Raw genomic sequence first — 21487 nt, 5'->3', positions numbered from 1 at the left:
AACCCTCTGCAACAGGAGAACCCTGTCATGACCATCATGCTCAAGGGCTTTGGCGTGTCATTGCTGTTGGTGGCCACTGCGGCATTCGCCCATCACGGCTGGAGCGAGTACGACTCCAGCAAACCCTTGCAACTGAGCGGCACCATCGAAGCCTCCGGCTACTCCCATCCCCATGGCTTCGTCAACCTCAAGACGGCGGACAAGACCTGGAACGTGGTGCTCGCACCGCCCTCGCGCATGGAAAACCGTGGGCTGGCGAAGGACATGCTGGCGGTCGGCACCCAAGCCAGCGTGGTCGGTTATCAGAACCGCAACAAACCCGATGAGTTGCGTGCAGAACGCATCACGATCGGCGACAAAACCATAGAGTTGCGCTGATGCAAACCAACCAGGGCTGGATGGACTGGCTCAATGATTCGTCGCTTGGCTCAGCCATGCGCGGTGATTTATGGCTGTATCCGTTGGTGGAGGTCGTGCACATCCTCGGTTTTACGATACTGGTCGGTTCGGTGCTGATGTTCGACCTGCGGGTACTCGGCCTATCGCGCAATATCCAGGTGACGGCCCTCGCCCGCCATCTCCTGCCATGGTCCGTTGCGGCTTTGCTGTTGATCGTTCCGGCCGGGCTGATGATGTTTTCCGCCCACCCTCACGACTTCGCCTCCAATGACATTTTCATCCTCAAGCTGTGCCTGATCGCCACGGCGGGCTTAAACGCCGTGCTGTTCCATGTCGGCGTGTACCGTTCCGTCACGGCGTGGAATACCGGCAACCCGGCACCGGGCGTGGCCAAGGTGCAGGCCCTGTTTTCCATCACGCTCTGGGTCAGCGTGATCCTCTGCGGCCGATTGCTGGCCTACACCTGAACGATCCGTTGCATGACAGACTTGTCATTGAGTTGTCAGCGTAGCCAGCACCTTCGCTTCATACAGTGAAGTCGTCAGTCACCCGCACCGGGTGACACGCCTCCCACTGATGATGACAAGGGTCGATACCATGAATCCATTGAGCAAACTCTGCCTGATCGCCGCCAGCCTCTTCGTACTGGGCAGCGGGTCCGCCATGGCTGCAACCCCGACCGCACCGGTCAAGGCCAACAACGTCGTGCTGGTGCACGGTTCCTGGGCCGATGGCTCCAGTTGGGCGGATGTGATCAGCCGCTTGCAGGCGGCCGGCCTGCACGTTACGGCGGTGCAAAACCCGCTGACGTCGGTGGCCGATGATGTGGCCGCGACCCAGCGCGTGCTCGATCAGCAAGACGGCCCGACCGTGCTGGTCGGCCACTCCTACGCTGGCACGGTGGTCAGCGAGGCCGGGGTCAATCCGAAAGTCAGTTCGCTGGTGTACGTCGCCGCGCGTGCGCCGGATGCCGGGGAAGATTTCGTCGCACTGTCGGCCAAATACCCGACCATGCCGGTACGCGCCGGTACCAAAGAACACGACGGTTTCGTCAGCCTCAAGCAAGACGCCTTCCTCAAGTACTTCGCCGGCGACGTCCCTCACGATAAAGCCATGCAGCTGTTCGCCGTGCAACAACCGATTGCCAAGACCCTGTTCACCGACCGCACCACCGCTGCCGCCTGGCACACCAAACCGTCGTGGTACGCCGTCTCCAGCCAGGACCAGACGATCAACCCGGACCTTGAGCGCTTCCTGGCCAAGCGCATGGGCGCCACCACCATCGAATTGCCGTCGAGCCACTTGTCGCTGGTGTCCCACTCGAAGGAAATCGCCGACCTGATCCTTGTGGCCACCGGTCGCCAGCCTTAACCGGCGGCCATTTATTACAACTTTGTCATCGAGCTGTTGGTGGGCTGTTCGGATCGCCTGGTTAACCTGAACTCACTGCCAGGCAACCTGCCGACAGCCCACTCAAACCTGAATAGAGATCACCGTCATGAAAATGTACATCCTCGGTTTCGCCGCCCTCCTCGCAACCGGCTCGGCATTTGCCGATACCCAAAGCTCCGCCCCAGTGATCCACGACAAGGACGCAGCCTTCGTCCACCTCGACGTCGCCAAAGTGCTGGGTGAAACGGACATTTCACAACAATGCGGCATCATCCCGGCCCAACTGAACTACCTCGACCATCAGGGTCGCCAGCATGAGCTCGATTACCTGGTCCAGGGCAGCGGTTGCACCAATGATCACTGATCGTCATCCCTGCATACCGGCGGATGACCGGGCTACACTGGCGGCAGCGGCATGCCGCAGTCGCCCGCCTGCGCGGCGCGCAATCCTGCTGACCCCGAACCAGGCAGAAGCCCATGAACATTCTCGTCGTCGAAGATGAACCCAAGGCCGGCAATTACCTGCTCAACGGCTTGCAGGAACTCGGTTACACGGTGAGCCTGGCCCGCGACGGCGTCGATGGCTTGCACCTGGCCCTGGAACATGATTTCGATGTGATCGTGCTGGACGTGATGATGCCGAAAATGGACGGCTGGGAAGTCCTGCGGCGCCTGCGCAAGGAAGCCGATACCCCGGTGCTGTTCCTCACCGCCCGCGATGACATCGCCGATCGCATCAAGGGCCTGGAACTGGGCGCCGACGATTACCTGATCAAGCCGTTTTCCTTCGCCGAACTGGTGGCCCGCCTGCGTACCCTGACCCGCCGCGGCCCCACCCGCGAAGAAGAACAGTTGCACATCGAGGACCTGGCGATCGACGTGCTCAAGCGCCGCGTTACCCGCGCCGGCACGCGCATTACGCTGACCAACAAGGAATTCGCCCTGCTGCACCTGTTCGCCACGCACCTGGGTGAAGTGCTGTCACGCTCGATGATCGCCTCACGGGTCTGGGACATGAATTTCGACAGCGATACCAACGTGGTGGACGTCGCCGTGCGGCGCTTGCGGCTGAAGATCGACGATCCCTTCCAGCTGAAGTTGATCCACAGTGTGCGCGGTATCGGCTATCGCTTCGACACGCAGCCATGAACAGCCTGTCGCATCTGCGCCACTCCCTGACGCTGCGCCTGGCGCTGGTGTTCGCGTTCCTGGCGTTTGTTTCACTGACGTCCCTGGGCGTGGCGTTGTACCGTGACCTGGAGCGCGAATTGGTCCGCCGTGATGACGCGGCGCTGATCACCCGCATCGATCAACTGCGCACGTTCCTCAACGACAGCAACACCCTGGAGCTGATCCGCAGCAAACCCGCGCTGTTCCAGAACATGCTCGGCAACCGCGAAGCCCTGTTGAGTATCGGCGCGCCCGGGCAACCGCCGTTGCTGCAGGTGAATCCGGGCAATCTGGACATGCCCGTATTGACCCCCATGGCCATGGACCACCCACTGGGCCTCGGCGACGTGCAACACTTGCCCAACGTTAATGGCGTACCTTTTTCCGCACTGGCGGCGACCATCGCCTCCGGTGACCAGGGCACGCTGGAAGTGGTGACCGGGCGCCTGATGACTGAACGCACGGCGGTGCTCGCCAGTTACCGGCTCAACGTCTACCTGTTCGCCAGCGTGGCGGCGATTCTGCTGGCACTTTCCGGCTACGTGCTGGTGCAGCGCGGGCTGTTGCCGGTGCGGCGCGTGGCCCGGCATGCCCAAGGCATCGGCGTCGGTAACCTCGGCGAACGCCTGGACAGCCAGGGCGCGCCGCTGGAGTTGCTACCGATGATCGAGGCCTTCAATGCCATGCTCGACCGCCTCGGCAGAGGTTTCGTGCAACTGGGCCAGGTGTCCACCGACATGGCCCATGAGCTGCGCACGCCGATCAATAACCTGCTCGGTGAAACCCAGGTCGCCCTGCAGCAAGACCGCAGCATCGAGCACTATCAACAGTTGCTCGCCTCCAATGTCGAGGAACTTGAGCGCCTGGCGCGCATGCTCGACAACATGCTGTTCCTGGCCCGCACCGACCCGGCCAGTGCCCTGCGCCAACGCCAGGAACTGGGCGCCCTGGATGAAATGGAACGCATGGCCGACTATTTCGAAGGGCTCGCGGCGGATGTCGGAATCAACATCAACGCCCAGGGCAGCGGTGTGATCTGGGCCGAGCCGATGCTGTTGCGCCGCGCCCTGGCCAACCTGTGCGCCAATGCCATCAAGTACGGCGCGCCGGACTCCGAGCTATTCATCTGCGCCACGCCCACTGCCGATGGCATCCGCCTGCAGGTGCGCAACCAGGGCCAGACGATCCCCGCCGAACACCTGCCCCGGCTGTTCGAACGCTTTTACCGCGTCGACGAATCCCGCGAGCGCTCGGCGCAATCCAACGGCCTGGGGTTGTCGATCGTGGCGACGATCATGCAGTTGCACAACGGCCAGTGCAGCGTCACGAGTGCTGATGGTGTGACGTGTTTCGAGTTGTTCTTTCCGGCCCGGCGAGCGGGTGAATAACGCCAGGAAATCGAATGCGATCCCCTGTAGGAGCTGCCGAAGGCTGCGATCTTTTGATCTTGCCGTTGCCCTTGCGACCAAAAAAGCCTCGATAACGTTGAGTCATGACCTAACCTCATAGGTTGGAGTGACACATAACCAGTCGAGCACGCCGATGCGCAATGCCTTGAGCTTCGTGATTCTCATCGCTTTACTGTTCGGGCCGAGCGCCGGATGGCTATCGGCGGCGCCCATGCCCGATATCCCCACAAACGCCCAGCCACCCGCTTCCGCCAGCGTTTCCGACAGCGATCTGGAGGCGCTGCAGGGCCAACTCGGCAGCTACAAGCAGCAAGTGTCACAGGCCATCAACTACAGCCAGCTGGAAAGCCCGCAGGATCTGGTGCAGGCGCTCGTCAAGGAGGTCGATCGCCTCTCGGCACTGCTGTTGCCCGAGCAGGACCAGTTGCAGGCGCAATTGGGCGTGCTGGGCCCGCCGCCAGTGGCGGATGCCGCGCCCGAGAAGTCCGATATCGCCCTCCAGAGAATCACCCTGACCGAACAGAAATCCCGGGTCGACGCCAAACTGAAAACCCTGGTAGCGCTCAAGGCCAGCGCCGCCGAACTGCTGACCCAGATTGCCGCCATCCGCCGCAGCCTGCTGGAAACCGAAATGACCCAGCGGACCAGGAGCGTACTCAACCCCTGGTTCTGGGCCCCCCTGCTCAATCCGCCAGAGCATGACCGGGAAAAATTCAGCGCCTTCCTGCACCAGATCAAGGACACCCTGGACGCCACCTGGCAACCGGGCGCGCGCCTGCTGACCAGCCTGTTGATCGCGATGGCCGTGCTGCTTTGGGTCGTGGGACGGCGGCTGGCCGAACGCGGGCTGACCTGGTTGTGCATCCATCGCATGCCGGAAGGTCGCCTGCGGCGTAGCGCCCTGGCCCTGGCCTCGGTCATCGCCACGGTGCTGACGGCCTGGATAGCCTTGCGCCTGCTGTTTTTTGCCTTCACCCGCGAACTGCCGCTGACGCCACAGCTGACGGGGTTTTCCCAGGACTTCGAAAAGATCGTCTATACCTGCGTGCTGATCCTCGGCCTGAGTCGCGCACTGCTGTCCACGCAGCACCCCTCATGGCGCCTGCCAAACTTTGCCGATCCGCTCGCCCTGGCGATGGAGCCCTACCCGGCACGGCTGGCCTGGACACTGCTGTTGCTGGTATCGCTGGCGCAGATGACCAACGCCACCAGCATGAGCGCGGAGCTGGTGATCTCGGTCCGGGGCGCGGTCGCCCTGATCGTCTCGGTCATGATCGCGATGCTGCTGTTTCGCGTCAGCAAAACCCGCCGGGACATGGTCATGGCGGGGGTCGCCCCCGAGGCTGGCCGGACCTTCGCCGGGCTGATCTATTCGTTCGCCAGCATTGCGATCGTGATTTCACTCCTGGCCTTGCTCGCCGGCTACGTATCGCTGTCGCGCTTCATCACTTACGAACTGGTGTGGTTCTACATCATCTTCGCCGGCTTTTATTTGCTGACCCAGCTGGTCAAAGACGGCTGCGAACACCTGTTTTCCCCCCGCACCTCCACCGGCAAGTCCTTGAAACAGCTATTGGGCATTGGCGATACGCGGCTGGAACAGATTTCGATCATCCTCTCCGGTGCCGGCCGCGCCTCGTTGTTGCTGATCGCGCTGATCACCCTGGTGGTGGGTGGTATCGGGTCGACCCTCGAACAACTGGCCACCAACATCCTCGCCATCCTCGGTGGCGACGGCTTGCGCAGACTGAACATCGTCCCGGCCAACCTGTTGCATGCCTTGCTCGCCGTGATCATCGGCGTCTACCTGATTCGTTCGCTGCGGCGCTGGCTGGACAACGAATTCCTGCCGAAAACCGAAATGGACCCGGGCATGTGTGCCTCGCTCAGCACGCTATTTTCCAACATCGGCTATGCCCTGGTGCTGCTGCTGATGCTGTCGTCGCTGGGGGTCAAGTGGACCAACCTGGCCTGGATCGTCAGCGCCCTCTCGGTGGGCATCGGCTTCGGCTTGCAGGAGATCGTCAAGAACTTCGTTTCCGGCATCATCCTGTTGACCGAGCGCCCGGTGAAAGTCGGCGACCTGATCAGCATCAGCGGGGTCGAAGGCGACATCCGCCGGATCAACGTGCGGGCCACCGAAATACAGCTGGCCGACCGCTCGATCGTGATCGTGCCGAACTCGCAATTGATCTCGCAGAACCTGCGCAACGTCACCCTCGGCGGCAGCGCCCAGGGGGTGGCGTCACTCGAACTGATGTTCCCGCTGGACATCGACCCCGAGCAGGTGCGCAACCTGCTGTTGGACACCTTCCGCGAGCACGAGACCATCCTGGAGAAGCCGGCACCGGTGGTGCGCTTCAGCCAGCTCAAGCCTGAAGGCATTACCCTGACCGTCACCGGTTATGTCAGCAGCCCACGCATGGTGGTTTCGATCAAGAGCGAGCTGCTGTTTGAGATTCTCAAGCGGCTGGGCGCCGCCGGGATAGAACTGGCGAAACCGCCAACGGCGTAACGCGGCTTATGTAGGAGCTGCCGCAGGCTGCGATCTTTTGATCTTGCTTTTTTACAATCAAAAGATCGCAGCCTCGTTTCACTCGTCAGCTCCTACACAGCTCCTACAGGTTCATCAGTGGGCGATACACACCGATTTAAGCTCGGTGTAGGCCTCGATCACCGCACGACCGAACTCGCGTCCCATGCCCGATTGCTTGACGCCACCGAACGGCATCGCCGGGTCGAGCAGCACGTGGGCGTTGACCCACACCGTACCGGCTTCGATGCGCGGCACCAGGTTCATGGCCTTGCCCAGGTCGTTGGTCCACAGGCTGGCGGCCAGCCCGTAACGGTTGTCGTTGGCCAGCGCGATGACCGCGTCTTCATCGTCGAACGGCATCACCCCCAGCACCGGACCGAATACCTCTTCGCGCGCCACGGCCATGCTGTGGTCGATGTCGGCGAGAATGGTCGGCTGGACGAAGAAGCCCTCGCCTTCCAGCAACTCGCCGCCCGCCACCACCCGCGCACCTTCCTGGCGGGCCAGCTCGATGTGCTTGAGCACGCTTTGCTGCTGCTTGCGCGACACCAACGGGTTGATCGCCGCTTCGCCGTTCATGCCTGCGCCAATCGGCATCGCCGAGACCGCCGCCGCGAGTGCTTCGACAAACTGGTCGTGGATCGAACGATGCACGTAGAAGCGCGAGGCCGCTGCGCACACCTGGCCATTGTTCAGCAGGCCGCCGAGGATCGCGCCCTGCACGGCTTTTTCGATGTCGGCATCGGCGAGCACGATCATCGGGTTCTTGCCGCCCAGCTCCAGGGAGAAGCGCGTCATGTTTTCCATGCACGCCACACCGACGCTCTTGCCCACGGCGGTCGAGCCGGTGAACGACACCTTGCTCACCAGCGGGTGCGCGGTCAGTACGCCGCCGACCGAGGCCCCGCCGCCGGTCACCACGTTGAACACGCCCGCCGGAATGCCCGCTTCCAGGGCCAGTTCGGCCAGGCGCATGGCGGTCAACGGGGTTTCCATCGCCGGCTTGATGATCACCGTGCAACCGGTGGCCAGCGCCGGCATCAGTTTCCAGGCGGCGATCAGCAGCGGGAAGTTCCACGGCACGATGCCGACCACGACGCCCACCGGCTCACGCTTGGTGAACGCGGTGAATTTGGCGCCCGGCGGCAGCGGGATCGACACATCGAAGGTCTGCCCTTCGATCTTCGTCGCCCAGCCGGACATGTAGCGCATGAACTCCACCGTGGCGTTCAGGTCCAGCGCGCGGGCCATGTTGATCGACTTGCCCTGGCTCAGGGTTTCCAGTTGCGCGAGCTCTTCGGCATGCTCCTCGACCAGGCGGGTGAAGTTCAGCAGGATGCGCTCACGGTCCGCCGGACGCAGGCCCGACCACACGCCGGACTTGAAGGCCTGGTGCGACGACTGCACGGCGCGCTCGACGATTTCCAGGGGCGCGTCGAGGGTTTCGCACAGGGTTTGCCCGGTGGCCGGGTTGACCACGGCAATGCTCGGGCCTTCGGCAAACACCCACTGGCCATCGATGAAGCAGCCGTGCTGGCGATCGAGGAATGCAGCAACCTGCGGCAGGATTTCAACGTTGCTCATGAATCACCTTCAGTTCTGTTGTTCTTTGAGGAAGCACACGACCGCCTGGCGATCATCTGCCGAAGCCATGCCCATGTAGGGCATGTAGGTGCCAGGCACATAGGCCTGGGGTTGGGTGATGAGTTGCGCGATGTTCTCGGCTTGCCAGTTGATGTTCTTGTTGCGCATGGCCTGCGAGTAGTTGAAGCCTTCCACCGAGCCGGACTTGCGCCCGATCACACCCGCCAGGTTCGGCCCCATCATGCCGGTCGTGCCTTTGCTCACCGCATGGCAGACCCCGCATTCATTGGCGAACAGTTCGGCGCCACGACTCTTGACCGGTGCGCAATCGGCCGCCAGGGCGGCCTGGGCCAGGGTGAAGGTCAACAAACCAACGAGGGGCAAACGCAGGGTGGCGAACATGGGAAACGACCTTGAAAATCCACGCGTTCGCCAGCCGGCGAACGTCAACACAGAAAGTGCCGAGGCGACGGGGCTTCGGCAGGTTGAGAGGGATTGTCGGTGCTGCGCGATTCGCAGGTTTTGCCCTGCGTGCCAGTTGTGTTGGCGGTTCTGCCAAACTGCTGCATGGGCACGACGGGTGATGGCAAAGCGACATTCAAAGTTCTGCCTATACTGCAACCCAGCCGCCCTGATCACCTGCGCTGAGGAATTGCTGGATGAATGTGACCGACTATTTTGATCGAGCCAGAATCATCAATATTTCGTCGAGAAAGGATCGCCGTGTAGAAACGGTGGAAGAATTCGCGCGCAACGGTTTTCCCTTCGATCATGAAAAAGTCAGCTTTTTCCAGGCGGTGACGCCCAGTGAGGACGATGGCTTCCCGAGCATCGGCGCCCGGGGCTGCTTCATGAGTCACTTGGGCATTCTGGAAGAGGCGATCCGCCTGAACGTAAGCAACATCCTGATCCTGGAGGATGACATTCAGTTTTCCAGGCGCATTGGCGAGTATGGCAAACAGGCCATCGAGTCCCTGCAAGGCATGGAGTGGGACATCGCCTACTTCGGCCATCCTTTTGAAGGCGACTCTAGCTCGCCCTCCTGGAAAGCGGTCGACCAACCCATACACCTGTCGCATTTCTATGCGGTAAACGGCAAATGCATTGTCAGGCTGAGGGACTTTCTGCTGCAGATCCTCGAGCGCCCGCCGGGGCATCCGGACGGCGGTCCGATGCACTATGACGCGGCCCTCAATACGCTCATTCATTCGAACAAAGACGTGCAGGCCTACTACTTCACCTGGAATCTTGGCTATCAAAGACCCTCGCGCACCGACCTGCATGCACTGTCGCTCTTCGACAGGACTCCTGTGCTGCGGGATGTCATGGGCATGCTCCGCAAGTTGAAGGCCAGGAACCTGAGACGAATTCGCTAGATCGAAAAACGCCCCTTCCCGAGCAGTGCACGGACCTGTGCACTGTCACGCCGCCCTGCAATCTGGCAAGCACAACCAACTCTTTGGCACCGAGGCAACAAGGCGCAAAAAATCCCGGCATTAGTATCTGGCGGGACGCAAACCTGCGCTCAAGAACAAGAACGGATGCCACACCATGCCCAAGTCCCCCTTGCTTCGCCTCTCGACCCTGGCGCTGATGATCAGTGCTGGCCAAGCGAGCGCCTACGAACTCTACGCCACTGACGACAGTCACCTGAACGCCACCCTGGAAGCGGTTTTCGGCGTTTTCCACAGCCAGGAAAACTACGCCCTGTCGGGTCGACTCGACGAAGGTTCGTCGTCGTGGCGCGAGGGCTACATCAAGTACGGCCTGAGCTTCGACCAGGGCCTGGCGGGGGTCGGCACGGCGTACGGCGCGGCGAACATGCTCAGCTCCGGCACCTGGGGCGACGGTGATGCCGCCGGCTTCACCGACGGCTCGGAACGCACCAGCAAGTTCGAAGACGCCTACCTCGGCTGGCGCTCGAGCGACCTGTTCCCGGTGCTGGGCGCTGACGGTATCGACCTGTCGTTCGGCCGCCAGAACATCATGGTCGGCGACGGTTTCCTGATCAACGGCGATGCGCTGAACCTGGGCAAAGGCCTGGCCGACGGCGAGTTCAATCGCGGTGGCGCCTACTGGCTGGCCGCGCGCAAGGCCTTCGATGAAACCGCAGTGCTGCGTATCGGCGGCAAGGAAGGCTGGCGCAGTGACCTGATGTGGCTCAAATCCAACAATCGCGCCCAGGCCATGACCGAAATGTACGTCGGCACCCTGGAACACGTGTCCGAGGCCGGTACTGTCGGCCTGACCTACATCGACACCACGGACGTCGACGAGCAGTACGCCTCCCCCGCGCAACTCGAGCGCGACGGCATGAAGACCTACAGCCTGCGCGCCACCGGCAACGCCGGGGTCAAGGACCTGTTCCTCTCCGGCGAATACGCCAAGCAGGACAAACCCCACACGGCCACCGAGGATGCCTGGTACCTGGAAGCTGGCTGGACCTTTTCCGAAGCACCCTGGACGCCCTATGCCGGCTACCGCTACAGCCGTTTCTCGGAAGGCTACGACACACTGTTCTACGGTTTCAGCCGCGGCTTCGGCACCTGGTTCCAGGGTGAAGTGGCGGGCAACTATGCCGGCCCGTTCAACAGCAACTCGCGCATCCAGCAACTCAAGTTCACCGTCTCGCCGTTGGAGAACCTGACCGTCGGCGCGATGTACTTCAACTTCGACACCATCGACCGCGACCTGGGCAACACCGATGGCCACGAAGTCGACCTGTACGCCGAATGGCACCTCAACGACCACCTCACGGTGATGCCGCTGGTGGGCCTGTTCCAGCCGGACAAGAGCGCCGACCAGGGCGGCACGCAGTTGGGCAACAACGACAAGAACCTCTACAGCCAGCTGATATTCGCCACTACTTTCTAATCTCGAGCCCCTGTAGGAGCTGCCGCAGGCTGCGATCTTTTGATCTTGAAAGTCAAAAGATCGCAGCCTGCGGCAGCTCCTACAGGTTCGTGATGGCAGCGCCAATGCATTCCAGGGAAAAAGGTGTTTCCAATGCACAAAAGATTTCTCACGATACAGAGCAAGATCACCCTGCTCGCCGGCCTCTGCCTGGTGTTGGTGGTGGGCTTGCTGATGGGCCTGTCGCTCTACCAGACGCACCAAAGCAGCCAGCAAGTGGCCCGGGCCAGCAGCGACATGCTCGCCGACGCGGCCAAGGAACACATGCAGGCCCTGGGCAAAGTGCAGGCCATGCAAGTGCAACGCACCTTCATGCAGACCCACGAATACGGCCAGGGATTATCGCGGTACCTGTTGTACCTGAGGCAACTCCAGCACCAGGGCAACCTGACCCGCCAACAACTGCGCCAGGCGCTGAGTACCCAGCTTCATCAAGCCCTGATCGACAAGCCCGACCTGCTCGGGCTTTACGTCATTTTCGAACCCGACGCGCTGGACGGCGCCGATGCCGGTTTCGCCGACAAGCCGGACCTGGGCAGCAACGAAACCGGACGCTTCTCCCAGTACTGGGTGCAGGGCAACCCCGGCGAACTGCAAGCGGTGATCGGCGATGAAGGCCTGCTGGCCAACACCGAGCCGGGCCCCAGCGGCGCACCCTACAACGCCTTCTACACCTGCGCCCGCGACACCCGCCAGGCCTGCGTGCTGGAGCCCTACTTCGACGAGGCATCGGGCAGTCGCAAGCTGGTGACCAGCGTCGCCTTCCCGCTGCTGGAGAACGGCAAAGTCATCGCCGTGGTCGGCCTCGACATCAACCTCGCCGCGTTGCAAAAGAACAGCCAAGCCAGCGCGCTGCAGCTGTTCGACGGCCATGGCCAGATCAGTATCGTCAGTCCCCGTGGCGTGATCTCCGCCAACAGCCAGGACATCAGTCGCCTCGGCCAACCGATGGACAACGCCCAGGTGATGGACGCCTTGCGCCAGGGTCGGCCGAAGGTGTTTGTCGACCCGCAGCAGATCAAGGTCCTCGAACCGCTGCCGCCGATTGCCGGTGCCGCGCCCTGGGGTGTGCTGGTGGGTGTACCACAAGACGTATTGCTGGCACCGGTCACCACCCTGCAAAAACAACTCGATGCCAAAAGCATGCAAAGCACTGCGCTGGAACTGCTGCTCGGTGGCGGCTCGGCCCTGCTCGGCCTGCTGCTGATGGGCTACACGGCACAGCGCATCACCCGGCCGCTAAAAGTGCTGACCCGGGTCATGGAAGATATCTCCCTCGGCGAAGGCGACCTGACCCGGCGCCTGCAAGTGCAATCGCGGGATGAAATCGGCCAGTTGGCCACGGCGTTCAACCGTTTTGTCGAGCGCATTCACCAGTCGATCCGCGAAGTGTCGTCGGCGGCCCATGGCGTCAACGAAGGTGCCCGCCGCGTGCTGGACGCCTCCAATTCGTCCCTGAGCAATTTCGACGATCAATCGAGCCGCACCAACAGCGTCGCCGCCGCCATCAACCAGTTGGGCGCCGCTGCCCAGGAGATCGCGCATAACGCCTCCGATGCCTCACAGCAGGCTTCTTCCGCCCGACAACAAGCCGAAGACGGTCGCCAGGTGGTGCAGCGCACGATAGAAGTGATGAACGAACTGTCCGGCAAGATCAGCGCGTCGTGCAGCAACATCGAAGTGCTCAACGACAAGACCGTGAACATCGGGCAGATCCTCGAAGTGATCAAGGGCATCTCCCAGCAGACCAACCTGCTGGCACTCAACGCCGCCATCGAAGCGGCACGTGCCGGTGAAGCGGGCCGTGGCTTTGCCGTGGTTGCCGACGAAGTGCGCAGCCTCGCTGGCCGCACCCAAACCTCGGCACTGGAGATCCAGCAAATGATCGAGGAGCTGCAAGTGGGCGCCCGCGACTCGGTCACCACCATGACCGAAAGCCAGCAGCACAGCGAAGAAAGCGTCACCATCGCCAACCTCGCCGGCACCCGCTTGAGCAGCGTGACCCAACGCATCGGCGAGATCGACAACGTCAACCAGTCCGTCGCCGCCGCCACCGAAGAACAGACCGCCGTGGTCGAGGCCTTGAACGTCGACATCACCCAGATCAACACGCTGAACCAGCAAGGGGTGGAGAACCTGCAGGCGACGTTGCGGGCTTGTACGGAGCTGGAGCAGCAGGCGGGAAGGTTGAATCAGTTGGTGGGGAGTTTTCGGATCTGAGATAGCTGTTGCCTGATCTACCGTCTTCGCGAGCAAGCCCGCTCCCACAATGGGATCTTCGCCATACACATATCTTGTGTTCACTGAAGATCCCCTGTGGGAGCGGGCTTGCTCGCGAAGAGGCCATCAATCCAGCATCCATGACAACTGACACTCCGCCATCGCGAGCAAGCCCGCTCCCACACTTTGATCTTTGCCACACACAAATCCCGAGTTCACCGAAGATCCCCTGTGGGAGCGGGCTTGCTGGCGAAGGGGCCATCAAATCCAACATCCATGACAACTGACACTCCGCCATCGCGAGCAGGCTCACTCCCACACTTTGATCTTTGCCACACACAAATCCCGTGTTCACTGAAGATCCCCTGTGGGAGCGGGCTTGCTCGCGAAGAGGCCATCAAATCCAACATCCCTGGCGACTGACACTCGCCATCGCGAGCAGGCTCACTCCCACACTTTGATCTTTGCCACACACAAATCCCGTGTTCACTGAAGATCCCCTGTGGGAGCCAGCCTGCTGGCGATGAGGCCATTACTTCCAACATCCCTGGCGACTGACACTCCGCCATCGCGAGCAGGCTCACTCCCACACTTTGATCTTTGCCACACACAAATCCCGTGTTCACTGAAGATCCCCCTGTGGGAGCGGGCTTGCTCGCGAAGAGGCCATCAAATCCAACATCCCTGGCGACTGACACTCCGCCATCGCGAGCAGGCTCACTCCCACACTTTGATCTTTGCCACACACAAATCCCGTGTTCACTGAAGATCCCCTGTGGGAGCGGGCTTGCTGGCGATGAGGCCATCAAATCCAACATCCCTGGCGACTGACACTCCGCCATCGCGAGCAGGCTCACTCCCACACTTTGATCTTTGCCACACACAAATCCCGTGTTCACTGAAGATCCCCCTGTGGGAGCCAGCCTGCTGGCGATGAGGCCATTACTTCCAACATCCCTGGCGACTGACACTCCGCCATCGCGGGCAAGCCCGCTCCCACATTTGATCCTCGGCGAACACAGTCTTTGTGTTCACTGGAGATCGAGTGTGGGAGCGGGCTTGCTCGCGAAGGGGACGGCACATTCAACATCAATGTCGACTGACACACCGCTTTCGCGGGTAAGCCCGCTCCCACATTTGATCCTCGGCGAACACAGTCTTTGTGCTCACTGGAGATCGAGTGTGGGAGCGGGCTTGCTCGCGAAGGGGCCGGCACATTCAACATCGATGTCGACTGACACTCCGCTTTCGCGGGCAAGCCCGCTCCCCCAGGGGGCAGCGGCGAGTCGCTGCGACATTACTCCTCCACCGACAGTGGCTTGTTCAGTTCTCCGATCTTTTCCAGTCGAGCCCTCACGATATTGCGGCTGATGTTCAGCAGTCGTCCGGTCTGCAATTGGTTGCCATGGCAGAAACGGTAGGCCGCACGAAAGATGGTCTCCTCGATGTGCTCGTAGAGGTCTGGAATGTTCTGCTCGAACAGCGCGTTGAGCGCCGTTTCCAGGTCCACCGGGCCGGCAATGGCATGACTCGTTTGAACCGTTTGCTCCTGTTCATGGCGGATGCCTGAGGAGCGCATGTCCACCAGGTGCAAGTCCCCCGGTGCGACTCGCTGGTTACGGCACACCAGCAAAGCGTGGTGAATGGAGTTTTCCAGTTCGCGGATGTTGCCCGGCCAACTGTGTTCCAGCAGTTTTCGCTCCGCCTCGACACTCAATGAGGCGCGGTTGTAACCCAGGCGCTGGCAGTGCTCCTCAAGGAAAAACTCGGCCAGTGGCAGGATGTCGCCCGGCCGTTCGCGCAAGGGCGGCAGGCGAATCGTGGCGACGTGCAGACGGTAGAACAGGTCCTCGCGAAAATGCCCGGCAACGACTGCATCGGCAAGGTTGACGTTGGTCGCGGCGACCAGTCGTACGTTGATCGGAATCGGCGTACGCGAACCCAGGCGCACCACCTCTCGCTCCTGCAATACCCGCAGCAGCTTGACCTGCATGTTCAGTGGCAGATCGCCGATTTCATCGAGAAACAGCGTGCCGCCATTGGCCGCCTCGAACCAACCGGCCTTGGTGGTCGTGGCACCCGTGAATGCGCCTTTCTCATGCCCGAACAACTCGCTTTCCACCAGGGTTTCGGCAAACGCACCGCAATTGACCGCCACAAAGGGCTCACGCCCGCGGCGGCTCAAGTGGTGGATGTGGCGGGCGACCAGCTCCTTGCCGGTACCGGTTTCGCCGATGATCAACGTATTGGCTTCGCTGGGCGCCAGGCGCTCGATTCTACTGAGCAACTCCTGTGAGCGCGGGTCCTTGAACACCAGAACGGTGGCCCGCACCGATTTGGTCAATTCGCGGGCGTTTGGATGTGTGATCAGCGACATGGTGCATTCCTGGCAGTAAAAGCGCGAGCTCAATAGTGCACGAAGATATATAGACTAAAAAATTATTAATTAGTATTTATATATTCCCAATACGAATAAGCCATTGAACTGTTCCTGCCCTGTTGCTGGAGCAGCAATGGGCAAGCATCACCCTGCTGACAGATCAGCACCCAGCCTGGCTTACCACGCTCGCTCACTTCCTCGAAAGCCCCGCCGCGCAAGGCCTGCAGACGTTTTTGCGCGCAGTGGCATGCAATCTGCTCTCTCCCTGGGCGTGTTTGCCAAATAGCCACACAGGGAGATTTCAATGAAAAGTTTCTGGCGCAACGGCCTGGTCGCATTGACCGGCTTACTGCTCAGTGCCATCGCACTGGCCGAACAGGCTCCGACCGCGGTGAAGATCGCCATTGTCGCCTACACCCAAGGTGGCAAACCGGTATTTGGCGGGATCGCCGGGCGAGTGATCGAGGACGGCTGGCTTGAACAACAACTGAGCCAGCGCGACATCAAGCTGGAGTGGATCGCCCTGCCCCACGCCGGCGCCGGTCCGCAGATCAACGAAGGCTTCAGCAACAACAGCATCGACTTTGCCGTGCGCGGCGACCTGCCTTCCGTCATCGCCGGTGCGGGTGGTGTGCCGGGCAAGCTGATCGTGCCCGGTGGTAGCGGTAACAACATCTACCTGGTGGTACCGGCAGGCTCCGAGGCCAAGAGCATCGAAGACCTCAAGGGCAAGCGCGTGGCCCTGCACCGCGGTCGCCCCTGGGAATTTGCCTTCAGTAACTTCCTCGCAAGCAAAAGCCTCAAGCTCGATGATTTCAAGATCGCCAACCTCAACCCGCAGGTCGGCGCGGCAGCCGTGTCCGCCGGTAAAGTCGACGCGGCGGTGCTGCTCAGCGAAGCCTATGCCCTGGAAGACAAAGGCGTAGGCAAGATCATCTGGTCGACCAAACAAGGCGCCAACGACTGGCGCCTGGTCTCCGACCTGTGGGGCACCGACCTTTTTGTCCAGCAACACCCGGACCTGACTCAATTGCTGGCCACTGCCTGGGTCAAGGCTGCCTGGTGGATCTCCCAGGAGCAGAATCAGGACGCGTACTACCAACTCTCCTCCCGCGCCGGCACCGCTGAAAGCGTGTTGCGCCGCGACGACCAGAACGATCCCGTGGCCTGGAAAGATCGTTGGGCGCCCAAAAGCGACCAGCAACTCAAGGCCCACTACCAGGCGCTGACAGCCTACGCCCTGGCTAATCACCTTATCCGCGACAACTACGACATCACCCCATCGCTGGCCACCGGTTTCACCAACCAGGCGCTGATCGATCTGAAGCTCACCGACTACTGGCCGGCCCTGCGTGGCCAGGTCAGCACCCTCCATGAATAGGGAAATCCAGATGAAACTGCCGCAAAAATTCGTCTTCGGGCTGAGCGTCCTGGCGCTGTCCTTGAACGCCATGGCCGCCGGCGTGCATGCACCCAAACCCGATCCGCTGCAAGGCGACGGCCGAGTCTCGGCGTTCTACACCTGGCAAGACGTGATCCCGACCACACCGGGCAAACTGCTGCGCAGCGAGCCGTTGGACAAGACCCTTAGCCTGCCCAACGCCGCCAGCGCCCAGCGGATTCTCTACAGCTCCACCGACGGCATCGACAACAAGACCCCGATCGTGGTCTCGGGCACGCTGTTCCTGCCCAAGGGCAAGGCGCCGGCCGGTGGTTGGCCGGTGGCCAGTTGGGGCCATGGCACCGTCGGTGTAGCGGATGTTTGCGCGCCGTCCTGGCAAGGTCGCTCCTATCGTGACGTGCAATACCTCAGCCGCTGGCTGGACGAAGGTTATGCCATTGTCGCCACCGACTATCAGGGCCTTGGCGTTCCCGGTGGCCATCCGTTGCTGAACAATCGCATGGCGGCCTACGGCATCCTCGATGCGGCCAAAGCCGTGGTCGCCGGAGTTCCGGGGCTGGCCAACAAAGTGCTGATCGTCGGGCAGTCCCAAGGAGGCGCGGGCGCGTTCGCCTCCGCCGCCTACGCGCCGACTTATGCGCCCGACCTCGGCGTCAAAGGCAGCATCGGCACCGGCGTGATCTACACCGTGGGTGCGAAAAACGTCGGTGAACAGGACGTCAACAAGGTCGACGCGTCACTCGCCTACGGCTTCTACACCTTGCTGGCAGCCCAGCAGTATGACCCGAGTATCAACCCCAAGGACTTCTACACCGACAAGGCCTTGCCACTGTTCGAGCAGGCCCGCACCAGTTGCCTGGCGGCGCTGGTCAGCGATGTGGTGGGCGTCGGCCTGACACCGGCCAATGCGAAAAAAGACTACCAGGGCGACCAGCTCGCGGCGTGGCAGAAGCAGGTGTCCTACCCGACATTGAAACTGGCCCAACCGATATTCATCGGCACCGGTGCCGAAGACAAGACCCCGGCCGCCTCGACCCAGGTCGCGCTGATGCAGGACGCCTGCAAGACCGGCTCGGTGGTTGAGGGCCATCTCTACAAAGGGTTGGGCCACAGCGAAACCGTCAACGCCTCCCTCAAGGACTCAGTGCCGTTCGCCCACAAGGTCATCAACGACCAGCCGATCACCCCGATCTGCAATCCCAGCGTGCAGTGAGACGGAGCCCTCGACATGAGCATTGAATTCTTCACCCGCCTGCCCCTGCATGGCGAAACCCAGTTCCTCCCCGGCGACCCGCGCAACCGTGGCGACTGGCACCGTGGCGGCCCGAGCACCGGCGCTGTCTCGGCCTTCAGCGTCGGTGACCACTTCACTTACATCGATTACCTGGGACAGATCGCCAAAGCCGCGGAAATCAACGGCTTCGGTGGCGCGCTGATGGTCAACGCCCCCTCCGGCGAAGAGCCGTGGACGGTCTGCTCGTTGCTGGCACGGGAAACCCGAACGCTGAAATTCGTCACGGCGTTCCAGCCCTATCACTACACGCCGTGGGTGGCGGTGCAGCAAGCCGCGACTTATCAGCGCGCCACCGGCAACCGGTTGGTCTGGAACATCATCAACGGCGGCTCGGACGCGATTCAGCGCCAGGTCGGCGACTTCAGCGATCACGATGAGCGCTATGAACGGGCCATCGAGTTCATGGACGTGGTCAAGGGTTATTGGCACAACGAGAACTTCCACTACGAGGGCAAGTTCTACAAAGCCGAAGGCGGTGGTTTGCGCGGGCCGTTGAAAAAGGCCGAGCTGCCACTGATCTGCACGGCGGGCTCATCGATCCCGGCCCGGGAGTTCGCGGCCAGGCACGCCGACTTCTACCTGATGCGCGCTGAGCACCCGGACGAAATTGCCGCGCTGATTGCCGATATACGCGCGCGTGCGTTGAAGTATGGGCGCACCGACATTCGTTTTGGTTTGTCGATCGATGTCATTACCCGCGAGACCGAGGAACTGGCCCGCACCGAGGCCAAGCGCTTCTTCGATGAAGGCATCGCCAGGGGCGCGGTCAAGGCTGTGGCTGCCCATGCCGGGCTGCGCACCGCGCGCAAACTCAGCTACGAAAATGAATTCGCGCAAAAAGCCGAGACCCAAGGCTTCGACGACTTTTTCATCCACCCCAACGTCTGGACCGGTTTCGGCTACATCGGCATTCCACCAGGCTGCGCGCTGGTGGGCAGCTACGAAAATGTCGTGGCGCGGATTCGCGAGTACAACGCCATCGGCATCGATCTGTTCTTCCTCGCCGGCTACCCCCATCTGGAGGAAGCCTATCGCCTGGGCGAGCACATCCTGCCGCACTTTCGCAGTGAACGCGTGCAATTGAGTCGACCGTCAGAAGCGCCGCTGGAGTTGCGCTCCGCCAACGGCCCGGCCGGAGCCTGATGCCATGAGCGACGATCACTCATCATTCAGCCGCCGGGATTTTCTCGGCCACAGTGCGCTGCTGGGCGGTGGCTTGCTGCTCGGTGGCGGCCTGCTCGCCGGTTGCGGCCCGAGTAGCGAAAAGCCGATCGCCAGCGCCATTGGCGACGATCAACCGCGATATGGCGGACGTCTGCGCCTGGGCATTCTCGACGGTAACCAGAGCGGCAACCTCGACGCCCACAAACCCATCGGCAGCGGCATCGTTCGCGGCTTTGCTCTCTACAGCAAGCTGTGGGAATGGGACGAGCAGATGCAACCGCGCCTGGCCCTGGCCGAATTCGCCGAGCCGAATGCCGATGCCAGCAGCTGGACGCTTCGCCTGCGTCCAGACCTGGAATTTCACCATGGCAAGACCATCGACGCCGATGACCTGATCTTCTCCATCCGCCGCCTGACCGACCCGCAACTGGCATCGCCCTATGCCGCGCTGCTGCACTGGGTGGACCGCGACAACCTGGTCAAGCTCGATTCGCGCACCGTACGCCTGAACTTTCGCGAAGGCCGCAGCTACATGCCGTTGGCGGAAACCTGGGTCAATTTTGGCGGCATCGTGCCGGTGGACTATCACCCGGTCAGCAACCCGGTGGGCGCCGGCCCCTACAAACTGAAAAGCTTCACCCCCGGCCAGCGTTCGTTGTTCACGCGGTTCGAGAACTACTACAAGGACGGCAAACCCTACGCCGACGAGCTGGAGATCATCGACTTCAAGGATCAGGTCTCGCGCCTGGCCGCCCTGCGTTCCGGACAGATCGACATGGCCAACGTGATGCCCACCGAACAGCTGGAAGTGCTGCAGCGCGATCCTCGGCTGAGGGTGCTCAAATCGGTGACCGGCAACTGGCTGTCGTTCGACATGAACCTCGACAAACCACCGTTCAACGATCCACGGGTACGCGAGGCGTTTCGTCTGTTGGCTGATCGGGAGGAACTGGTGCGCCGGGCGCTCAATGGTCAGGGCCGGGTCGCCAACGACCTGTATGCGCCGAGCGATCCGACGTTCAACCATGGCCTTGGACCGCGTGCCCACGACCCGCAACGGGCGGCGCAACTGCTCAAGGAAGCCGGGCATGAAAACCTTGAACTGGAACTGGTGACGACACCCGGTCCGGGACTGACGTCAGCGCTGGTGCTGGCGGAACAGGCCAAGCGCATTGGCGTGACCCTCAAGGTCAAGCAGGTCGACCTGGCCACTTTCCAGGGCCCGCAGCGCAACGACTGGACCTTGAGTACCGGCGGCAGCATCGGCGCACCGTTCCTGGCCAGTGCGATCCATACCGACGCGCCATTTGCCGTGTCGAACAAGACCCACTTCCACGACCCGCAGTTCAGTGAGCTGTTCCTGGCGGCCATGGCCCAACCCGACCTGGAAAAACGCAGGGCCCTGGTGCATCAGGTGCAGCAAATCCAGTACGAGCGCGGCGGCCTGTTGATCTGGGGTTACGCCGATCTGCTCGATAGCGTGGCCAACCGCGTAGGCGGCGCGGCGGCCGAGGAGTCGCTGTTCAGCACCTGGCGCTTTGAAAAGCTCTGGTTGAAAGACACGGCCTGACACACCGCGACCTGTGGGAGCCGCCCTGCTGCGGGCGGCGTTCCGGCGATGGTG

Annotated in this window: 17 protein-coding genes and 1 pseudogene; 15 read left to right on the top strand and 3 right to left on the bottom strand. The window is 61.8% G+C overall.

From position 1 onward, the window contains the following. The first annotated feature begins 27 nt into the window (after positions 1-27). From ACM6I6_RS06585 to ACM6I6_RS06555, 7 genes are all read left to right on the top strand, one after another. Positions 28-378 carry a DUF6152 family protein gene (locus ACM6I6_RS06585; protein WP_406592643.1) on the top strand — a complete coding sequence of 117 codons (351 nt, stop codon included), beginning with the start codon at positions 28-30 and terminating at the stop codon, positions 376-378. Beyond that, positions 378-866, top strand: a complete 489-nt coding sequence (locus ACM6I6_RS06580) for a DUF6644 family protein (RefSeq protein WP_323608515.1) — start codon at positions 378-380, stop codon at positions 864-866. The genes ACM6I6_RS06585 and ACM6I6_RS06580 overlap by 1 nt, the downstream gene beginning before the upstream one ends. Before the next feature lie 130 nt (positions 867-996). Continuing rightward, complete coding sequence (locus ACM6I6_RS06575; RefSeq protein WP_414919632.1) at positions 997-1770, top strand: alpha/beta hydrolase; 774 nt, start codon at positions 997-999, stop codon at positions 1768-1770. Positions 1771-1897: 127 nt separating this feature from the next. Then, complete coding sequence (locus ACM6I6_RS06570; RefSeq protein ID WP_323608513.1) at positions 1898-2155, top strand: DUF2790 domain-containing protein; 258 nt, start codon at positions 1898-1900, stop codon at positions 2153-2155. Positions 2156-2268: 113 nt separating this feature from the next. Next, positions 2269-2940, top strand: a complete 672-nt coding sequence (locus tag ACM6I6_RS06565) for a heavy metal response regulator transcription factor (RefSeq protein ID WP_274076205.1) — start codon at positions 2269-2271, stop codon at positions 2938-2940. Then, a complete protein-coding gene (locus tag ACM6I6_RS06560) occupies positions 2937-4349 on the top strand; it encodes a heavy metal sensor histidine kinase (protein WP_414919631.1) in 1413 nt (470 codons plus the stop codon). Before ACM6I6_RS06565 ends, ACM6I6_RS06560 begins: the two co-directional genes overlap by 4 nt. A gap of 154 nt (positions 4350-4503) precedes the next feature. Continuing rightward, the gene (locus ACM6I6_RS06555; protein WP_323608511.1) at positions 4504-6885 is read left to right on the top strand and encodes a DUF3772 domain-containing protein; all 2382 of its coding nucleotides are present in this window, start codon (positions 4504-4506) and stop codon (positions 6883-6885) included. 114 nt (positions 6886-6999) lie between these two features. On the opposite strand, the gene ACM6I6_RS06550 is transcribed toward ACM6I6_RS06555, so the two are convergent. Then, positions 7000-8490, bottom strand: coding sequence for an aldehyde dehydrogenase family protein (locus ACM6I6_RS06550; RefSeq protein WP_323608510.1), 1491 nt, complete (start codon positions 8488-8490; stop codon positions 7000-7002). Positions 8491-8499: 9 nt separating this feature from the next. Continuing rightward, a complete protein-coding gene (locus tag ACM6I6_RS06545; protein WP_414919630.1) occupies positions 8500-8892 on the bottom strand; it encodes a c-type cytochrome in 393 nt (130 codons plus the stop codon). A 257-nt stretch (positions 8893-9149) separates the two neighbouring features. On the opposite strand from ACM6I6_RS06545, the gene ACM6I6_RS06540 reads away from it, so the two are divergent. The 4 genes and pseudogenes from ACM6I6_RS06540 (at position 9150) to ACM6I6_RS06525 (ending at position 13623) form a co-directional block, all read left to right on the top strand. After that, positions 9150-9866: a glycosyltransferase family 25 protein gene (locus tag ACM6I6_RS06540; RefSeq protein ID WP_274076200.1), complete on the top strand. Its 717-nt coding sequence runs from the start codon at positions 9150-9152 to the stop codon at positions 9864-9866. 175 nt (positions 9867-10041) lie between these two features. Continuing rightward, on the top strand, positions 10042-11364 hold the full coding sequence (locus tag ACM6I6_RS06535) for a hypothetical protein (RefSeq protein ID WP_414919629.1): 1323 nt from the start codon (positions 10042-10044) through the stop codon (positions 11362-11364). 132 nt (positions 11365-11496) lie between these two features. After that, positions 11497-12768, top strand: a pseudogene (locus ACM6I6_RS06530) (HAMP domain-containing protein); the annotation flags it as partial. Positions 12769-12792: 24 nt separating this feature from the next. Continuing rightward, on the top strand, positions 12793-13623 hold the full coding sequence (locus tag ACM6I6_RS06525) for a methyl-accepting chemotaxis protein (protein ID WP_414919637.1): 831 nt from the start codon (positions 12793-12795) through the stop codon (positions 13621-13623). 1297 nt (positions 13624-14920) lie between these two features. On the opposite strand, the gene ACM6I6_RS06520 is transcribed toward ACM6I6_RS06525, so the two are convergent. Further along, a complete protein-coding gene (locus ACM6I6_RS06520) occupies positions 14921-16000 on the bottom strand; it encodes a sigma-54 interaction domain-containing protein (protein ID WP_274076189.1) in 1080 nt (359 codons plus the stop codon). Positions 16001-16307: 307 nt separating this feature from the next. Between ACM6I6_RS06520 and ACM6I6_RS06515 the strand changes: the two genes are divergently transcribed. Genes ACM6I6_RS06515 through ACM6I6_RS06500 form a run of 4 tightly spaced genes read left to right on the top strand, consistent with a single transcriptional unit; the run spans position 16308 to position 21433 of the window. After that, complete coding sequence (locus tag ACM6I6_RS06515; protein WP_323608506.1) at positions 16308-17384, top strand: ABC transporter substrate-binding protein; 1077 nt, start codon at positions 16308-16310, stop codon at positions 17382-17384. Positions 17385-17394: 10 nt separating this feature from the next. Beyond that, the gene (locus ACM6I6_RS06510) at positions 17395-18618 is read left to right on the top strand and encodes a lipase family protein (RefSeq protein ID WP_274076187.1); all 1224 of its coding nucleotides are present in this window, start codon (positions 17395-17397) and stop codon (positions 18616-18618) included. A gap of 15 nt (positions 18619-18633) precedes the next feature. Then, positions 18634-19842 carry an LLM class flavin-dependent oxidoreductase gene (locus ACM6I6_RS06505; protein ID WP_274076186.1) on the top strand — a complete coding sequence of 403 codons (1209 nt, stop codon included), beginning with the start codon at positions 18634-18636 and terminating at the stop codon, positions 19840-19842. Positions 19843-19846: 4 nt separating this feature from the next. Continuing rightward, on the top strand, positions 19847-21433 hold the full coding sequence (locus ACM6I6_RS06500; protein WP_414919628.1) for an ABC transporter substrate-binding protein: 1587 nt from the start codon (positions 19847-19849) through the stop codon (positions 21431-21433). Positions 21434-21487 lie beyond the last annotated feature (54 nt).

Source organism: Pseudomonas sp. IT-P218, assembly GCF_949767605.1.
Classification (GTDB): domain Bacteria; phylum Pseudomonadota; class Gammaproteobacteria; order Pseudomonadales; family Pseudomonadaceae; genus Aquipseudomonas; species Aquipseudomonas putida_AE.
The sequence above is the reverse complement of the archived record's forward strand: the minus strand, read 5'-3'. Positions and strand labels throughout refer to the sequence as shown.